The following is an 18639-nucleotide window of genomic DNA, read 5'->3' on the forward strand; positions in this document are numbered from 1 at the left end:
ACGCTAAAGCGCGTTTTTAAGCTCCGCGTATTGTCCTTCACGTAATCTGGGGCCAAATTGGCTAACGACTACGGCCGCCGCACGGTTAGCAAAAGCGGCTGCATCCATATACGTTTTACCTTGATCTAAGGCGGCTAAAAAAGCACCTGCAAACATGTCGCCAGCACCGTTAGTATCCACTGCTTTTACCGGTTGAGCGTGGACTTGGTGCAGCGCCTCACCATCAAAAACCCATGTAGGCTCGGCGCCGCGAGTAATCACAAAGCTTTTGCAGTAGCTTTTGAGTACTTCGACTGCAGCTTCTATGGTAGGGGCTTGGGTGAAATTGAGGGCTTCTCCCTCATTGCAGAAGATTATGTCGACCCCACTACCAATAATCTCTAATAATCCGTCGCGGAAGTATTCTACAATCGCTGGATCGGATAAACTAATGGCAATTTGCGCGCCAGCGGCTTTGGCGAGTTCACGCGTTTTGATGGCGGCAGGTTTTCCCGTTGCGGAGGTGACAAGATAACCTTCGATGTAAACAAACTTGCTAGCTTGCAATGCTGGCTCGTCGATATTGTCCACGCTAAGGGTTTCGCTAATGCCAAGATGGGTGTTCATGGTGCGTTCGGCGTCGGGTGTAATCATCACTAGGCATTTGCCGGTAGTGCCATCTTTGGCGTGATCGCGCGCTTGGGTGCTCACGCCAGTGCGAATAAGATCATCGGCATAAAACTTGCCATGCTTATCGGTAGCAACTTGGCAACTAAAGAAAGTTTGGCTGCCAAAGTGTTGCGCGGCAATAACGCTGTTAGCGGCTGAGCCGCCACAAGCAAGCTCAGATGCCACTAATTTGTCATGCAGGTGCTCAAGTAGGTGTTGTTGACGCTTTTCGTCAACAAGTGTCATAACACCTTTGTCTATATTGAGTGCTTGTAGGTCGGAATCGACAACTTGGATTTCGGTGTCGACTAGCGCAGCGCCAATGGCGTAGATGCCGTAGTTGTTCATTTTTTGTGCTCTTTGTCGTTGCAATGCAGGCAAGTATAAGCAATCATGTGTGACGTATGTCGCACGGCTTAACTTAAGTTATATAAACCGCTGTTATGTAAGGCGTTTTGTACAAAATTTAACGTCTTTACCTAACTTGCAGAGGTATAAACGCATAGCATAGGTTATGTAGTTATTAAAAAGTAAATGAGGACAGCCCGCTAGTTTGGATGGCGTAAGCCGGAAGTGCAAGTGGGCTTCTGTTATGGGTGATTATTGTGGGCTGCTATTAATGTATAGCCCTTTGATAAATTCACAACGACGAGCAGTAAGAATAGAGAGATGTTGAGGCAAGGTTATGTCTAGGCTTATCAATGATGAATTATCTTCCGAGAATCCTGGTTCTCATGGAAGTGCAGGCAGTGCCGCTTCAAGGCAGGCGCCGCTTTCGCCAGAGCAAGCTCTTGAGCATTTAAAAAAGTGCCAAGCCATTGCAGTTAAACATGCGCACAGCAGTTTTGCGCCCTTCATGAAGGCATTAAGCCATGCCTTCGATTTGCAAATTGATGCGGCAAAGTCGAATCAGGAAGTTGCAGAGCTTAGTGGTATTCAGCGCTTATTTCAAAAAAACCGCAGCGAACTCGAAGAGTACTACGCCGGTTATGTTGCTGAAGGTTTTGTAAAATTCAAACAAAAAGCCTTGTGCACAGAACTTAATGCATCGGGCGGTAACGAGTTATCTATTGTTGATAATCTTGAGTTGGAAGAGTCTCTTGTTTTATCGGGCATATCACAGGCTGTAGATAACGAATTAGCCGAGCCATTGTGGGCGCTTAACCAGCGTATGGCATTACTGAATAGTGGTGAGCCAGTTCGTGAGGCAAGCAACCCTTCGGCGCCAGTGCAGTTTTGCGAATCTTTGCGTAAGGCTTGTAAATTAATTCCAATGAGTATTGCTGCGGCAAAAACGGTACTAAATACCTATGGTGAGCAATTGCACGCTATCGCAGCGGATGTTGTTGCAGATACTAATCAGTACTTGAGCGACCAAGGCTTAATGCAAGATTTACAGTACCGTAAATCTAAGCCCAAAGTCGCCAAGCGTGAATCGATCGAAGGTGAGGCAGAAGCATTAGCTGGCGATGGTGAAGATTCATCGACTTATCAAAGCTCTTTGTTGGATGCGATTCGCGGCTTACAGCAAACCTTAAGTGAAATGTCTAAAGCCCCGCAGCAAGCATTTGGTGGCGGGGCCGGCCCCGCATTGAATAGCCAGCAATTAATCGATGCGTTGCAAACCATTCAGTTGCAATCGCTTGGCATGATGGGTGTCCCCATGGCTGGCGGCCAAATAGCTGCGCCTATGAATGTCGGCGTAATGCAACAACAGTTGCGTGCGCAGTTAGGTGGACAGGGGCGTGTTGGTGATAACGACTTACACGCTATTGACCTTGTTGGTCGTGTTTTTGAATACATGCTGCGCGATGGTAACTTGCCAGACTCTGTAAAAGCCGCGTTAAGCTACTTGCACACACCGTTTTTAAAATTGGCGTTTATTGATCCTGGTTTTTTTGAAAATCCAGACCACCCAGCGCGAGTGCTATTGAATAACCTTGCCGAAGCAGGCATTCGCTGGATTGGGAATGACGGTACGATACAGCACAACATGTTGGAGAAAATACGGGAAACGGTTGACCGTTTGCTGAATGAATTCACCAACGATGTGAAAGTGATTACCTCCATATTGTTGGATTTTAACGCCTACACAAAAAATATTGTTCGCCGCCAAGAGTTAATGGAAAAGCGCGCCGCGGAAAAAGCTCAAGGCGAAGAAAAACTACGTGAAGTGAAGCACCGCGTAAATAAAGAAGTAATGACACGAACAGAAGATAAAGACTTACCTTCGTCTGTGTTGCTCTTTTTGTTGCAGCCTTGGTTTGATTATTTATCTTTTTGTATGTTGCGTTATGGTGATGATTCGGAACAGTGGAGTGGCGCGCTTTCTTTAGTGGACGACCTCTTGTGGGCTGTTGATGTTAAGTCAAATAATAATGACATTCAAATTCAGAAAGAATTGATTTATCGCTTACAATCAGAAATGCAGGCCGGGTTTGATGTGATTGGTTATGACGCCGATAAAGGCGAAAAACTGATTGAATCCATCACCGATATTTTACGTGCAGCCATTGCGCAAAAGGCGCCGGAGCCAGAGCCAGAGCCAGTGCGTGAGGAAGCCGAAAAAGTCATCGCAGAGAAAAAGAGCGCGGCTCCATTATTGGAACCAGACCATGTCTCTGACGAAGAGCAGCGGGTAATTGACGGCTTAAAACAAATTGAGTTTGGGACTTGGTTTGAATTTGAAGGCGGTCGCCGTCTTAAAGTAGCTTGGTATAACGCGCGCACTATGCATTACATGTTGGTGAATCAGGTAGGGAAAAAAGAAGCCATGCTCACGGGCTTGGAGCTTGCTCGTAAAATGATCGCCAAAACCGCTAATATTGTTTCAGGTAGCTCTAAACCGTTCTTTGAACGTGCACTGGAGGATATCTACAATAATATGAGTGGCGCAGCCAGTACGGATGTCGAGCATATTTAAATAGTGGCTTTACTAACCTCACCGAATATAAATACGGCCCTCTTGTGAGGGCCGTATTTATATGAAAAGTCGTAGTCCTTAGAAGTTATAACCTAGCGATAAAGAAAAATTACCGATGTCGTAATCTGGAGAGTCGTTGTCGATATCCATCGTTAGCATTGTGTAATCTAAGCCGATAACAATATTCTCGTTGATAGAGTATTCGCCGCCAAAGCCGTAATATAAGTCTGTTCCAGATTCCGAGAGCGACCCTGATCCGCTAAAGCTTGAGTCTAAAGAGCTATAGCTATAGTTAGTATTTATATCCCAGCTGGAAAAACCTATTTTCGCGAAAATAGAAAACTGGTCAGATAGAGGTATGGCTCCTTTAACCCCCGCGCTTAAAGAATCTGTCGATATCTTATTGTCGCCTATTATGTTTTCTTCTGTGGAGACGGTGGTGAAATTACCATAATCATCATAGCGAACTTCAATTGCGAAGTTACTGTTAAAACGGTATTGGCCACCTATTGCAAAGCTTGTGTCGCTATCATTTGTGATTTCAATGTCGTGCTTGGCTTGGCCTATCGCCCCAAAGACTCCAAAGCCTGAGTTGTCTGCGAAAGACGGCGCGCTGAGCAAGGTTGTGGCGAGTAGCGGTAATAATAACTTGTTCATAAAGAGTCCATATTGAGTTAAATTATATTCGGTTACTAAAGCTGAGCTCGCAATTATAGGGGGCGAAACTTAACAAAATATGAATGCTGCTTGATTGTCGTGCACAAAAAAACCGGCTAAAAAGCCGGTTTTTTTATTACAGTTTGTGTTTAGGCATATTTCATAATACTTCGATGCTGCGCGGCAGAGCCCCAAGGATTATCGGCGCCTTTAAGGCCTACAATTTCGCCGATGGCGGCTTTCCAGGCTTTAATGGGTTTGTCTGTTTCTGCATCGGGAATTAATCCGCCGCGATCGGTGACGCCAGTAGAGGCACCAGCAATCACGTTGTCGCTAATTACAATGGTACTGAGATGCGGGCCGTGGTTATTGATTAAAGGAATGCGTGAGTGTTCAGAGACAAACACAATCGTCACATTCATATCATCGCGGCCGAGCATACGGTCGCAAAAAGTCGCAAGGCCTGGCTCCATTAACTTAAAGTACCCGCGCGAACGTGAACCGTCATTATCGTCGTGAGTGTCCCAGTAAGTGCCAGAGCCTTCACCAACGCACACTACATTAACGCCGCTGCGGAATAAGCCTTCAGCTACTTTTAACTTTTGCCCAATCCCGGGGACGCCAGTGTAGGCGGCATTGATTTCGGCAGCGCTCACTTCTGCTGCTGGTGTTGTCATCGAAGCGGCTAAGCCTTGGTAACCGGCCAGCACACTGCTGAGGTTTTCGCGGTTTTGGAAACCTTGCTCTGCGAAGCGTTGTTGGGTGCTGGTGACAACTTTTCCCATAATTGGGCGGTTTTCTTTTTCGAGTACATCGCCAACACCGTTCAGTGTTGCCAATGCAGACTCTAAGCTAGATACCGGCTCAAGAGATACGCCGCCGACATCCTCGCCATCATTGGCACCAATTACACCGCCTACGCGTGCCGCTTTAATCGCGGCGTTGCCACCCATTTTTGACGCTAATGCTTGGGCTAAGCCGCCTTCAGGGCTTTTCCAAAAGTGGTGTGCAGAGTTGTGGTTGGAGGCGCCTACTGTGCCTAAGCAGGCAAATCGGTCCCAGACTTTTTGTGGTAAAGCTCCCCAAGATTCGGTGTCGTAACTAATGTCGCCAATGGTCGTGAATGGTTTGGGTGCTGCAAATTCTTTTTGGCTAAAACCAAAGCTCATTTCTTCCGGTTCATTATCTAAAAACGAGGCAGCCGAGGTCATGATGGGGGCGTAACCGCCGTTCATCATCACTAATAATAAGCGTGAAGGTTTGCCGTTAACCATCGCTTGGTTTTGCGCGCTGGCAATATTGGGGAGACCAGCTACGCCAGCGACACCCAGGGCAGCAGTGCCTTGTATAAATTGTCGTCTTTTAATCATGGTAACTCTCCAATTAGTAGGTGATGGCTGGTAGTGAGATCATCATAGATACGCAAGCGTACTTAGCTTGCTCCTTCGCGTTATTTAGTGCTGCAGCGTCAACTAGGGCTACATCTATACAAGATTGCAGTTCGTCTTCGGTAGCAGGGCGTAGCCACATGCGGGTTGCCCAGTCTGCACAGCTGCTGCGCAAAGCTGATTCTGTGAGTGCAGGAAGGTTTTCGTTGGCGCAGGCTTGTAGTGCCGAGTTAACGAGAACATTCAACGATACTGCGCCAATTTCACCTTCGGTATGCCAGAACTCGGGTTCTGATTTAAACGCATTGCGTGAGCCGGCTAAAACAGAAGGTACTTCACCAAAAATACGCGTGAAATCGTCAGTTAGCATGCTGTAGGTTTTAATGCGCGCGGTGTCTTGGCCGTAACGGTCCTCGGTGACGACTTTAACGCCGCCTGCAACACCGTTAACTTCAGTTAATGCCCAGCCGTTTACCACATTCCAAATCCAGTCGGTAATGCCTTGTGCGCATTCGCCAACACAGTCGTCTGGGCCTACGCCATCTTCATTGCTGCCGCCGTCTGGCATGGCCACTTCAATGTAAGCGCGCAGACCTTCCCATGTGCCACAGGCATCACAGTTTTCAAGGCTGCCGCCAATGCCGCCTTGGCCCACGCCGCCGTGGCATACCACACAGGTGTTTGTGGCTTTTTGGTAAAAGGCTAAACCTTTGGTAACTCGCTCGTTGCGCACCTCTTCGCTAACGGCATTCTCTACTTCGCCGGTTGTTGGGATGCTGCTGGCAGCGCTTGATGAGCTTACGGTTACGCTGCTTGAGTCGCCTCCGGTGGTTGTGGCGTAGCCATTTAAAATATAAGCCGCGGTGTCTCTCGCGCATGGGCCTGTGCAATTGCCGGCGCTATTTTTTGGCATGGCGCCGGCAATGTATTGGGTAAGGCCTTCTTGGGTGTCTCTGCCGGAGGCCACTAAAAGAATCGGGGTGCTTGCGGCACCTTCACCGTTAGCGCCATGGCAAGCCTCACAGCTAAGTGTAAATATCTCGGTGCTTTTGTAAAAGGCTTGGCCTGCGACTAGATCTGGCTCGTTAGAATTAGCTTCTGAGCTAGAACTCTCAGGTGATTCTGAGGACGATTGAATAATCGAGCTCGAACTGATAGTAACCGAAGAGCTTAATGAAGAAACAGCATCCATGCTCGATGAGCTGATACTAGCTTGTGATGATGGCGTTGCTTCACTGCTGGATGAGTTTGTTTCAACTGGCCCAACACAGGCGGAGAGCGCCAAGGCGAGGCCTGCAAAGGCCCATAGTTTGGCGGTGCGAGAAAAATAAGGCATAAGTTTGATTCCGCCAAAGTGTGTCAAAGAGGTGAGGGTTGTTGGGGTGTCTAATTTCATGGTTAGCCCTCCTCGCTTTTACAGAAAATGTCAGATTCCACAAAATGCTTAACGGATGCGGTAATGTGGCCGTCGTTTTTAAACTCTTCAATACACTGCTCAAATAAGGCTTTATCTGCGCCGCGATGCTCGCGGCCAAAAACAAATTGAAAAGCAATGTTGCACGCGTTGGTATTAAACGAATCGAGGCTGGCAAGAACTTCTGTGAGTTCTTTAAGGTTGCTGACAGGTTGACCGTAAATTTGTTGGTTAAACGGGCCTGGCGCTGCAATTTCGATCAAGTTTTGCGCGTCGCTAGATTGTCGATCTACTAGCGGTAGGATTTGTGCGATACGATCTAAAGCGAAGTCTGAATTAAAGTGGCAGGCAACGCAGACGTTGTTTGGGTCTTGACGAGCGTTGCGACCGCTGCCACCAGTGCTGTTTACGGTTAAGGCCTCAAGGTTCAAACCTATTTGGTTATTTAAAATTAAATAGGCTGTGCGTAGTTTGTAGCCGAACTCTTCATTGCCTTTATACACTTTTTTCCAATTGCGGTCGGAAAAGTAACCGGAGTTTTCTGCTCTGGGGTTGTAGCCATTGTCGTAAAGGTCATAGCCACCGGTAAAAAGCTCTTTCCACGGTTTTTCTTGGTTGTCTTTAAATATGTAGAACTTCATGGCCATGTAAACGGGGTTGTTGCGCTTACCATCACCGGGTAACCAGTTCATGTGTGCGTTAACGTACATTGAAAACTTTTCAATGAATTCGTCGTTGCTCATCATTGCGTCCACCGTTGACATCGGGTCTGCAATATTGAGCTCTTGCGCTGTTGCTGAGCGACCGTAAAGCGTGCTGTGTAATTTCTGGCTGCATTGCATCGCAGTTTCGGCAAAGCTAGGTGCCGCTGAGAGTAATGTTGCAGAAACTGCCAGACGCCCCAGCGGGCCGATAAGCCTTTTAATGGTTATCATGATGGTTTCCTTAATGGTTGGTGCATTTATTGTGTGCACAGGCGGGGCTAGTGGCTGCAACCTGCGCGCGTGTTCAATCATTCTTGCTGATGATTTTTATTCAAAATAAGAATGCTTTTTTACCGTTTAAGTGAGCATAGCGGGTAATTTTTTGCGTTAGTTTTAACTTCGTCACAAAAACTGTTTGGGTGGTCTTGAATTCATCTTATTTGGTGATTTTTTCGCAAAAGTGCGACCCAGATCTCCCACCTTAAAGTGGCTGGAGTATGCGAAAAATAAGGGTTTTAGAGTCACTGCAATGACTTGCCGAGTCATCACCTGAAAATGTCTTTCGGTGCCATTTGCCATGCTGTGAAAGTGCATTGGCAGAAATATCGACAATTGTTCGAAGCGCCAGTGTTGGTTAGAATGCGCACAAATTTTGATCAATCGATTTTTTTAAATGGACTTCGCTATGCCTTTCGCCCAACGCGCGCTATTTGCCCTTGTTTCCTCCACTGTTTTAGCCTATCCAGCTTTTGCGGCCATTAATGCCGCAGATGATTATCGTCAAGTGCCGCAAGACACGGCCGTGGTAATAGATGTGCTTTTTAACGATTCCACCGACCAAGATGGTTTGACCATTGTTGGGAATACGGCGGCCACCCATGGTGCTGTAACGCCGGCAGAGGGCGGTGGTTTACGCTACCAGCCAAACGATGGTTTTTATGGTGCCGACAGTTTTACCTACACCATTGAAAATAGTGCCGGCGAGCGGGATACGGCGCAGGTAATTATTACAGTGGTTGCCGAGGAAGGTGTTGTCGAGGCTGCCAGTATTGCGCAAGCGGCGCCCAAGGCTGCAAACAATGTCATGCGCAGCCACCGCGATGCGGTTTCGTTATTTTTAGATGGCGGCAGTTATGCATCACTTAATGAAAAAGAAGTCGCGCGATTAAACGGCACATTGGGCGGTGCGGCAGGGGATGGCGATTTTGCTTTCGGCGGGATCTTCGCTAGCGTAAATATGCGCAGCGGCGAGCAGGATGCCGGCGATATGAATAACGGCGAATTGCAAAGCGGTTACAAAGATAACTTAAATGGCGCCACCATCGGCGCCGATGTTTTATGGCGCGAAAATTGGGTGGCCGGTGCCGCCCTAGGTTTTTCGAACAGCTCGGTTGAATTTGCGGGTACCGACAGCGACGGCAAAGGCAATGGCGACTTTGATATGTCCGATGTGAGTATTTTGGGCTTTGCCAGCTACCGCGACGATGCCTTTAATGTACAAGCGCAGTTGGGCTACTCCAGTTTAGATTACAGCTTTGAGTACGCCGATAGCGCGGGTAATAACCGCTTTGCCTTTGTTAAAGGGCAATACACCTTCCGTAAAGGCGGTTGGCAATTTATTCCTGGTTTATCGCTTAATTACCAAAGCCAGTTTGTTGAGGCTTATATAGAAGAAAAGTCCAGCGCTAACCCCACACCTAGCAGCTTCAGTAGCCAAAAAACACGCTCATTACAAAGCGGTTTAAGCCTACATATCGACCGAGCCATTAATTTTAATTGGGGCGTATTTTTACCGCGTTTTGCCATTACTGCAGAGCAAGTCATTAATTCTGGCCAACGCGGTATTAACGGTTATTCCGGTGGGCAAGCGTTTGAATTAAGCGCGAGTGAAATCGATAAAAACCACATGCTGGTGGATGCCGGCGCATCGTTAGTATTACCGCGTGGTTGGGCGGTATTTTTTAACGTACAAAGTTTATTGCAGCAAGAAAACTACAGCAGCAATACCGTGCAATTAGGTTTTAGGAAGGAGCTTTAATATGAGCCATAAAATGGGTACGTCAATATTTAAAAGGCTGTTATTTAAAGGGCTATTTCTTAAGGGGCAGCCAAAAATATTATTACCGTTATTGTTGGGTACAGTTGCCTTAACCGCCTGTAATGAGCATCAGCCCGCCGAAAAAATTGGTGGCTCAGCATCGGCAGTTGGTGGTGCAGCATCAAATGGTGCAGCGGCTAGTGTCGGCATAAACACAACACAATGGTTGGTGGTTAAAGAAAAAGAATATGGCGATAGCGGCGTTGTTGTTGCGTTATCGGCGAGCGTAACCGATGGCGCCATAGCGCCTAGTGTTATGTGGGAGCAAATCAGTGGCCCAAGCGCTATTGTAGTTAACCCTGACCAATTAAATACCAGTGTTGTATTACCTTTTGTACAGAGTGTTAGCGAACTTACCTTTCGAATTACCGCCGTTGCGAATAATCAAACGCTAACGTCGATACAGACAGTTACAGCTTTACCCTTGCCTTTGCGGGCGACGGTTGCGAATCCTATTCTTTCAGCAACGGATACCGCAGTGGCGATTGATTTGTTGCAAGCGGTACCTGCCAATACGGTATTTGAGGTATCTAATCGTGGTGGCAGCGCCATTGAGGGAACTGATTTTTCTGAGCTACCTGCATCAATAACTGTCGCTGGCGGGCAGCGTGTAGAACTCCCCATGGCGGTGCTGCCTTCAATGCGGCAAGTCGATGTTTTTACAAAAATTATGCTGCGCCCCCAAGATGGCAGTGAGCCAATTGTTTTAACTGTTGTTATTCCGGCGAGTGTGGCGCTGGAAGTGGCTGCGGCCGCGTCGAGTGAATTGGCGTTTAGTAGTGAAGCGGCTAGTTCTGACGGTGGATTTAACCAGCCCAGTAGTATTGGTGTAGAAAGTAGCGCCGCTGCAATTAGTAGTGTGACGACCGAGAGCAGTCTAGACAGCGCTAGCAGTGCACCTGAAGTTACTGTAAGCAGTGAAGCTTCCTCGAGTGCGCCTGCGGTTAATACTTCGTCTTCTGTTGTCATTGGTTCCTCGGCAGTTAGTAGCGCCTCAATTATGGCCTCAAGCAGTTCAAGTGTGATTGCTTCTTCGTCTGTTGAGGCTAGTTCGAGTGCCGCAACCTCAGTACCTGAGTCCAGCAGCTCAATAACAGCAACGTCGTCTTCTGTTCGCAGCGAATCAAGTTCATTAGCTGTATCGTCAAGTTCTAGCGAAGCTGAATCAAGCAGCTCTTCGTCAGAAATGCTGAATCCTCTTAATATGACGGCGAGTTTTGCGGGTTTTGATATTGAAACGGAGAGCGTAAATATTCAGCTGTCTTTTTCTGAAATGGCCTTGGTTGATGATATTACCGTTTTTATTAACGAGGTAGCGCAAGAGGCTAACTTTGCCTCTTTATTAATGGGCAATGTGGCTACGATTGGTTTTTCAGTGGCGCAGTTATTAGCTGAAGATAATGTGGTCCAAGTTATTGCCGCTAATAATCAAGGGCAAATGATCAGTGCATCGCTGGCCATTTTACGCGGTAGTGAGAGGGACGATAATTTAACAGCGTCTGATAATCTCGATATTTTCTTACCGGATGTTGGCCATGACCTTTTAGTCGGCAACGCTCAAAGTAATGTGTTTGTGCTTAATGGTCAGAATGAGACATTAGCAATACAAGCGTTGGCGCAAGCTGATAATCGTTTGATTATCACGAATGGCGCTACTGCCGATGATGTACGGTTTTTATTGGACGGCAACGATTTAATCCTATCGGTTGGTGAAAGTTATCGTCAGGTTCGATTGGTGGATTGGTTTTTAGCCGATGAGAATCTTATCTTTTCTGCCATAGAGTTCAATGATGGTATATCGCTTGATCTTACAGATTTAAGCAATGTTGAAATGGCTGTTGCGCCGTCGGTTCAGTTTACTTTTGATAGCCCTTCTTTTGAGGAAATTAATACGCAAGGTACAAGCCTGCATGTCGCCGCGAGAGAGGGTGGCGGTTATTTGGTTAGCGTGACAGAGACACGAGTAGAAACAGAAACAACGGATGATGTGCTGTCGCAATTTGATGGTGATAGCTACAGCGCGCTAATTACGCCTGAAGATTTTATTGATGGTCGAACCCGTTTACAGTTTGAAGTGGAAGATAGTTTGGGTTACCAAACACAGCGAAATGCCGCTGTTTTCATTGGCAGCGTTGAGGGCGAGGCTATAGCGGGATCGAGTAGTGATGACTTGATTATTGCTGGTCCAGGGGATGATAGCCTAAACGGTAGTGGCGGAAACGATGTTTTACGCGGCGGATTGGGTCGCGACACATTACAAGGTGGTGCAGGTGATGACACCTTTATTTATGCCTTGGACGACGGTAGTGATGTTGTTAATGCCATCTCCGAGTCCCGAGCGGATAAAAACAATCAATTAATATTTTTAGATGGCATTAGTCCTGAAGATATCCGCTTTAGTCGAAGCAATAGTAATTTAATTCTGCGCCATGTAAATGATGTCGATAGCGTCACAATTAATAATTATTTCTATAATGACGACACTGAAAACATGTGGAATCCAGTGCAGCAAATTATTTTTTCGAATGGTGTTGTTTGGGATACCGTTTACTTTTGGGATACCTTTTTAGCCGGCACCGAGTTTGATGATTCTATTCGCGGATCATTTGATGCTGATATGATTTCGGGTGGTTTAGGGAATGACAGTATTAATGGTGCGGCCGGTGATGATGAATTGTTCGGCGGTAACGGCAACGACTCATTAAATGGTGATGCCGGCGCGGATACACTTAACGGTGGCGTCGGTCAAGATAGTTTAAATGGTGGGGTGGGTGACGATAGCTTGTTTGGTGGTGACGGTAACGACACGCTCACAGGTGGAACCGGTAATGATGAATTAACCGGCGGTGCCGGTAACGATACCTTGCAAGGTGGTGCGGGTGACGATACGTTTTATTTTAATCTGGGCGACGGCAGGGACACGATTGAGGGAAGCTACGAAAACCGAGAAGGCAAAGCCAATGTACTTATTTTCGGGGACGGTATTTTACCCAGCGATATTACCTATTGGCGCGATGCGAATAAATTGGTACTGGCGATAAACGGCTTTGATCGTGTGACGATTGATGATTATTTTGACGAAGATAATACCCATAATTTATCCAATCCCGTTCAATTTATTCGCTTTAGCGATGAAGCTCGGACGGAATGGGACGTAGATTATTTTTACCCGCAATTATTTCTAGCGACCGATGCGGATCAAACAGTAGACGGCTCGTTAGTCGATGATGTTATGGCGGGCGGCTTAGGAGAAGACACCCTAGATGGCAAAGCGGGTAATGACGAGATAGACGGTGGTGCGGGCAACGATAAGCTCACCGGCGCGGCCGGCGCGGACGTTCTGAACGGTGGCGATGGTCAAGATAACTTAAGCGGCGGCGCTGATGACGATCAGTTATCCGGTGGTGCAGGCAATGATGTGCTGGCCGGTGGCGCCGGTAATGATCAATTAACCGGTGGCCCTGATAACGACAGCTTGCAAGGTAACCAAGGCGACGATATTTTCTACTTTAATCTGGGCGACGGCAGGGACACGATTGAGGGAAGCTACGAAAACCGAGAAGGCAAAGCCAATGTACTTATTTTCGGGGACGGTATTTTACCCAGCGATATTACCTATTGGCGCGATGCGAATAAATTGGTACTGGCGATAAACGGCTTTGATCGTGTGACGATTGATGATTATTTTGACGAAGATAATACCCATAATTTATCCAATCCCGTTCAATTTATTCGCTTTAGCGATGCTGAAAGTACTGCGTGGGATGTTGATCAGGTTGCTCAAATGATTGAAAGTCTTGGGGATATCACTCCCATAGACGGTCTATCTTTGAGCGGTACGCTGGAGAATGATGTTCTTGTGGGAGGCGAAGGCAGTGACAACCTGTCGGGCGGCAACGGCGACGACATTCTTACCGGTGGTTTAGGTAACGATACGTTAGAAGGTGGCCGCGGCGACGATACGTTTATCTATCAGTTGGGTGATGGCAGTGACCGTATTAATGCGATCAGCGACGCGCGCGAAGGTAAAAACAATCGCCTGATGTTGGGTGAGGGTATATTGCCGAGCGAAACGACTTTCTGGCGCTCGGGGAATGAATTGGTGCTGCAGTTTGTTTCTGGCGAGCGTATGACGATTCAGCTCTATTTCCTTTCTGACGATACGGCCAATGTTGCCAATCCCGTGCAAGGCATCCACTTTGCCGACGAGACGGTCTGGACCAGCGACTTTATCTGGTTGACCCTTTTAGCGGGAGCCGAGGGTAATAATACGATTGCAGGCTCGTTAAATGATGATGTGATTAACGGCGGGAATGGGGATGATAGTTTGCGCGGCGGCGCCGGCGACGATGTACTCAATGGTGATGCCGGTAATGATACGCTGAGTGGCGAAGCGGGTGCGGATACGCTCAATGGCGGTATGGGTAAAGATACCTTGACTGGTGGCAGTGATAGCGATGTGCTGAATGGTGGTGAGGGCGCGGACAACCTGTCGGGCGGCAACGGGGACGATATTCTCACCGGTGGCTTAGGTAACGATACGCTAGAAGGCGGAAGTGGTGACGATACCTTTATCTATAGCCTCGGCGACGGCAGTGACCGTATTAATGCGATCAGCGACGCGCGCGAAGGTAAAAACAATCGCCTGATGTTGGGTGAGGGTATATTGCCGAGCGAAACGACTTTCTGGCGCTCGGGGAATGAATTGGTGCTGCAGTTTGTTTCTGGCGAGCGTATGACGATTCAGCTCTATTTCCTTTCTGACGATACGGCCAATGTTGCCAATCCCGTGCAAGGCATCCACTTTGCCGACGAGACGGTCTGGACCAGCGACTTTATCTGGTTGACCCTTTTAGCGGGAGCCGAGGGTAATAATACGATTGCAGGCTCGTTAAATGATGATGTGATTAACGGCGGGAATGGGGATGATAGTTTGCGCGGCGGTGCCGGCGACGATGTGCTCAATGGTGATGCCGGTAATGATACGCTGAGTGGCGAAGCGGGTGCGGATACGCTCAATGGCGGTATGGGTAAAGATACCTTGACTGGTGGCAGTGATAGCGATGTGCTGAATGGTGGTGAGGGCGCGGACAACCTGTCGGGCGGCAACGGGGACGATATCCTCACCGGTGGCTTAGGTAACGATACGCTAGAAGGCGGAAGTGGTGACGATACCTTTATCTATAGCCTCGGCGACGGCAGTGACCGTATTAATGCGATCAGCGACGCGCGCGACGGTAAAAACAATCGCCTGATGTTGGGTGAGGGTATATTGCCGAGCGAAACGACTTTCTGGCGCTCGGGGAATGAATTGGTGCTGCAGTTTGTTTCTGGCGAGCGTATGACGATTCAGCTCTATTTCCTTTCTGACGATACGGCCAATGATTACAACCCCGTGCAAGGTATTCACTTTCCTGATGAGACCATCTGGACCAGCGACTTTATTTGGTCGATGCTTTTAGCGGGAACCGAGGGGAACAATACGATTGACGGCTCGTTAGATGATGATGTGATTAACGGCGCAAGCGGGGACGATACTCTGCGCGGCGGCGCAGGAGATGATGCGCTCCATGGTGATGCCGGGAATGATACGTTAAGTGGCGAGGACGGTGCGGATACGCTCAATGGGGGCATCGGCAAAGACACCTTAACGGGCGGTAATGACAATGATGTTCTGAACGGTGAGGAGGGCGCTGACAACCTATCAGGCGGTAACGGCGATGATATCCTTACCGGTGGTTTAGGTAACGATACGCTAGAAGGCGGAAGTGGTGACGATACCTTTATCTATAGCCTCGGCGACGGCAGTGACCGTATTAATGCAGTTAGCGATGTGCGCGGCGGTAAAAACAACCGTCTGATTTTGGGTGAGGGTATCTTGCCAAGTGAAACGACGTTTTGGCGCTCGGGGAATGAATTGGTGCTGCAGTTTGTTTCTGGCGAGCGTATGACGATTCAGTTCTATTTCCTTTCTGACGATACGGCCAATGATTACAACCCCGTGCAAGGTATTCACTTTCCTGATGAGACCATCTGGACCAGCGACTTTATTTGGTCGGTGCTTTTAGCGGGAACCGAGGGGAACAATACGATTGACGGCTCGTTAGATGATGATGTGATTAACGGCGCAAGCGGGGACGATACTCTGCGCGGCGGCGCAGGAGATGATGCGCTCCATGGTGATGCCGGGAATGATACGTTAAGTGGCGAGGACGGTGCGGATACGCTCAATGGGGGCATCGGCAAAGACACCTTAACGGGCGGTAATGACAATGATGTTCTGAACGGTGAGGAGGGCGCTGACAACCTATCAGGCGGTAACGGCGATGATATCCTTACCGGTGGTTTAGGTAACGATACGCTAGAAGGCGGCGTTGGTGACGATACGTTTGTCTATCAGCTGGGTGATGGCAGTGATCGGATTAATGCGACTAGCGATCGTCGAGAAGGCAAAAACAATCGTCTGATTTTGGGTGATGGGATTCTGCCCAGCGAAACGACGTTTTGGCGCTCGGGCAATGAGCTGGTGTTGCAGTTTATCTCCGGCGAGCGTATGACGATTCAGTACTACTTCCTTTCCGATGATACCGAGAATGATAACAACCCCGTTCAAGAAATTCTCTTTGCCGATGAGACCGTCTGGACCAGTGACTTTATCTGGTCGACGTTATTTGCGGGCACGCCGAATAACGACATCATTGATGGTTCACTTGTTGATGATGTGATTGTGGGTGGTGCCGGTGAGGATACTTTGCGCGGGGCCGATGGCGCGGATTCTTTGGCTGGCGGAGACGATAACGACACTATTAATGGCGAGGCTGGCAGCGATATTTTAAATGGCGATGCCGGTAACGATTCTATTAGCGGTGGCACTGAGAATGATGAACTGTATGGCGGTACTGGCAATGACGTCTTAAATGGTGATGCAGGGGATGATGTTCTAGTCGGTGGCCCGGGTAACGATATTTTGCAAGGCCATACCGGCGATGACACTTTTATGTTTTCGCTCGGTGACGGCGCCGATACCATACAAGCCGTTAACGATAACCGCGCAGGCAAAGCCAATCGCTTGGTGTTAGAAGGTGATATCGAGCTTGCTGATCTACGTTTTACCCAATCGGGCCGCAATTTGATTATTCAAAATAGAACTAACGATGATCAAATCACTATTCAGTCCTACTTCGCCGATACCAACGGCTCTTTTGCTGTCAGCCCTGTACAGCTAATTGAGCTACCAGACGGCACTGGGTGGGATGTAGATCAAGTTTTGTTGCACTTGTAATCAAATTTACAACATAGGGTTTAGAGCTGCTTGCTTATAAACCGCCAGTTAACGGGCCTTAGGGCCCGTTTTTTGTGGAGTGGCAGAAATTTCGACAATTGTCTGGCACGCCACTTTTGGCTAGACTGCGCGCACTTTTTGACCAATTTGTATCTATTAAACGGATTTCCTATGCCCTTCGCCCAACGCGCGCTATTTGCCCTTGTTTCTTCTACTGTTTTAGCCTCTCCAGCCTTTGCGGCCATTAATGCCGCAGATGATTATCGCCAAGTGCCGCAAGACACCGCCGTGGTAATAGATGTGCTTTTTAACGATTCCACCGACCAAGATGGTTTGACCATTGTTGGGAATACGGCGGCCACCCATGGTGCGGTAACGCAGGCAGAGGGCGGTGGTTTACGCTACCAGCCAAACGATGGTTTTTATGGTGCTGATAGTTTTACCTACACCATCGAAAATAGTACCGGCGAGCGCGATACGGCGCAGGTAATTATCACAGTGGTTGCCGAGGAAGGTGTTGTCGAGGCTGCCAGTATTGCGCAAGCGGCGCCCAAGGCTGCAAACAATGTCATGCGCAGCCACCGCGATGCGGTTTCGTTATTTTTAGATGGCGGCAGTTATGCGTCACTTAATGAAAAAGAAGTCGCGCGATTAAACGGCACATTGGGTGGTGCGGCAGGGGACGGCGATTTTGCTTTCGGCGGGATCTTCGCTAGCGTAAATATGCGCAGCGGCGAGCAGGATGCTGGCGATATGAATAACGGCGAATTGCAAAGCGGTTACAAAGATAACTTAAATGGCGCCACCATCGGCGCCGATGTTTTATGGCGGGAAAACTGGGTGGCCGGTGCCGCCCTAGGTTTTTCGAACAGCTCGGTTGAATTTGCGGGTACCGACAGCGACGGCAAAGGCAATGGCGACTTTGATATGTCCGATGTGAGTATTTTGGGCTTTGCCAGCTACCGCGACGATGCCTTTAATGTACAAGCGCAGTTGGGCTACTCTAGTTTAGATTACAGCTTTGAGTACGCCGATAGCGCGGGTAATAACCGCTTTGCCTTTGTTAAAGGGCAATACACCTTCCGTAAAGGCGGTTGGCAATTTATTCCTGGTTTATCGCTTAATTACCAAAGCCAGTTTGTTGAGGCTTATATAGAAGAAAAGTCCAGCGCTAACCCCACACCTAGCAGCTTCAGTAGCCAAAAAACACGCTCATTACAAAGCGGTTTAAGCCTACATATCGACCGAGCCATTAATTTTAATTGGGGCGTATTTTTACCGCGTTTTGCCATTACTGCAGAGCAAGTCATTAATTCTGGCCAACGCGGGATTAACGGTTATTCCGGCGGGCAAGCGTTTGAATTAACCGCGAGTGAAATCGATAAAAACCACATGCTAGTGGATGCCGGTGCATCGTTAGTATTGCCGCGTGGTTGGGCGGTATTTTTTAACGTACAAAGTTTATTGCAGCAAGAAAACTACAGCAGCAATACCGTGCAATTAGGTTTTAGGAAGGAGCTTTAAT

General features: G+C 48.2%; 9 protein-coding genes. 4 read left to right on the plus strand and 5 right to left on the minus strand.

All coding sequences use genetic code 11. The features are described 5' to 3' along the window. Window positions 1-3: 3 nt before the first annotated feature. Window positions 4-996, minus strand: a complete 993-nt coding sequence (locus tag MARGE09_RS05350; RefSeq protein WP_236986317.1) for an adenosine kinase — start codon at window positions 994-996, stop codon at window positions 4-6. Between the two features lie 337 nt (window positions 997-1333). On the opposite strand from MARGE09_RS05350, the gene MARGE09_RS05355 reads away from it, so the two are divergent. Continuing rightward, on the plus strand, window positions 1334-3571 hold the full coding sequence (locus tag MARGE09_RS05355; RefSeq protein WP_236986318.1) for a DUF1631 family protein: 2238 nt from the start codon (window positions 1334-1336) through the stop codon (window positions 3569-3571). A 78-nt stretch (window positions 3572-3649) separates the two neighbouring features. Here the strand turns inward: MARGE09_RS05355 and MARGE09_RS05360 are convergent, their stop codons facing one another. The 4 genes from MARGE09_RS05360 to MARGE09_RS05375 form a co-directional block, all read right to left on the minus strand. Then, window positions 3650-4228: a porin family protein gene (locus MARGE09_RS05360; RefSeq protein WP_236986319.1), complete on the minus strand. Its 579-nt coding sequence runs from the start codon at window positions 4226-4228 to the stop codon at window positions 3650-3652. 149 nt (window positions 4229-4377) lie between these two features. Further along, window positions 4378-5598 (minus strand): twin-arginine translocation signal domain-containing protein, encoded by a 1221-nt coding sequence (locus MARGE09_RS05365; protein WP_236986320.1) that lies wholly within the window; start codon window positions 5596-5598, stop codon window positions 4378-4380. 13 nt (window positions 5599-5611) lie between these two features. Beyond that, window positions 5612-7012, minus strand: a complete 1401-nt coding sequence (locus MARGE09_RS05370) for a c-type cytochrome (RefSeq protein WP_236986321.1) — start codon at window positions 7010-7012, stop codon at window positions 5612-5614. Window positions 7013-7014: 2 nt separating this feature from the next. After that, window positions 7015-7965 carry a hypothetical protein gene (locus MARGE09_RS05375; RefSeq protein ID WP_236986322.1) on the minus strand — a complete coding sequence of 317 codons (951 nt, stop codon included), beginning with the start codon at window positions 7963-7965 and terminating at the stop codon, window positions 7015-7017. A gap of 454 nt (window positions 7966-8419) precedes the next feature. Here MARGE09_RS05375 and MARGE09_RS05380 point away from each other — a divergent pair, with 454 nt between their 5' ends. The 3 genes from MARGE09_RS05380 to MARGE09_RS05400 all read left to right on the plus strand — a co-directional run bounded on the left by MARGE09_RS05380 (window position 8420) and on the right by MARGE09_RS05400 (window position 18638). Next, the gene (locus MARGE09_RS05380; RefSeq protein ID WP_236986323.1) at window positions 8420-9772 is read left to right on the plus strand and encodes an autotransporter domain-containing protein; all 1353 of its coding nucleotides are present in this window, start codon (window positions 8420-8422) and stop codon (window positions 9770-9772) included. A 1-nt stretch (window position 9773) separates the two neighbouring features. Then, window positions 9774-17114: a calcium-binding protein gene (locus tag MARGE09_RS21620; protein WP_275068742.1), complete on the plus strand. Its 7341-nt coding sequence runs from the start codon at window positions 9774-9776 to the stop codon at window positions 17112-17114. Between the two features lie 171 nt (window positions 17115-17285). Next, window positions 17286-18638 (plus strand): autotransporter domain-containing protein, encoded by a 1353-nt coding sequence (locus MARGE09_RS05400; RefSeq protein ID WP_236986324.1) that lies wholly within the window; start codon window positions 17286-17288, stop codon window positions 18636-18638. Window position 18639: the final 1 nt, after the last annotated feature.

It is taken from the genome of Marinagarivorans cellulosilyticus (assembly GCF_021655555.1).
GTDB classification, from domain to species: domain Bacteria; phylum Pseudomonadota; class Gammaproteobacteria; order Pseudomonadales; family Cellvibrionaceae; genus Marinagarivorans; species Marinagarivorans cellulosilyticus.

Bases quoted from the DNA above. Each gene is read 5' to 3' on its own strand.
- MARGE09_RS05350 (WP_236986317.1), bottom strand. From the start codon at position 996: ATGAACAACTACGGCATCTACGCCATTGGCGCTGCGCTAGTCGACACC.
- MARGE09_RS05355 (WP_236986318.1), top strand. From the start codon at position 1,334: ATGTCTAGGCTTATCAATGATGAATTATCTTCCGAGAATCCTGGTTCT.
- MARGE09_RS05360 (WP_236986319.1), bottom strand. From the start codon at position 4,228: ATGAACAAGTTATTATTACCGCTACTCGCCACAACCTTGCTCAGCGCG.
- MARGE09_RS05365 (WP_236986320.1), bottom strand. From the start codon at position 5,598: ATGATTAAAAGACGACAATTTATACAAGGCACTGCTGCCCTGGGTGTC.
- MARGE09_RS05370 (WP_236986321.1), bottom strand. From the start codon at position 7,012: ATGAAATTAGACACCCCAACAACCCTCACCTCTTTGACACACTTTGGC.
- MARGE09_RS05375 (WP_236986322.1), bottom strand. From the start codon at position 7,965: ATGATAACCATTAAAAGGCTTATCGGCCCGCTGGGGCGTCTGGCAGTT.
- MARGE09_RS05380 (WP_236986323.1), top strand. From the start codon at position 8,420: ATGCCTTTCGCCCAACGCGCGCTATTTGCCCTTGTTTCCTCCACTGTT.
- MARGE09_RS21620 (WP_275068742.1), top strand. From the start codon at position 9,774: ATGAGCCATAAAATGGGTACGTCAATATTTAAAAGGCTGTTATTTAAA.
- MARGE09_RS05400 (WP_236986324.1), top strand. From the start codon at position 17,286: ATGCCCTTCGCCCAACGCGCGCTATTTGCCCTTGTTTCTTCTACTGTT.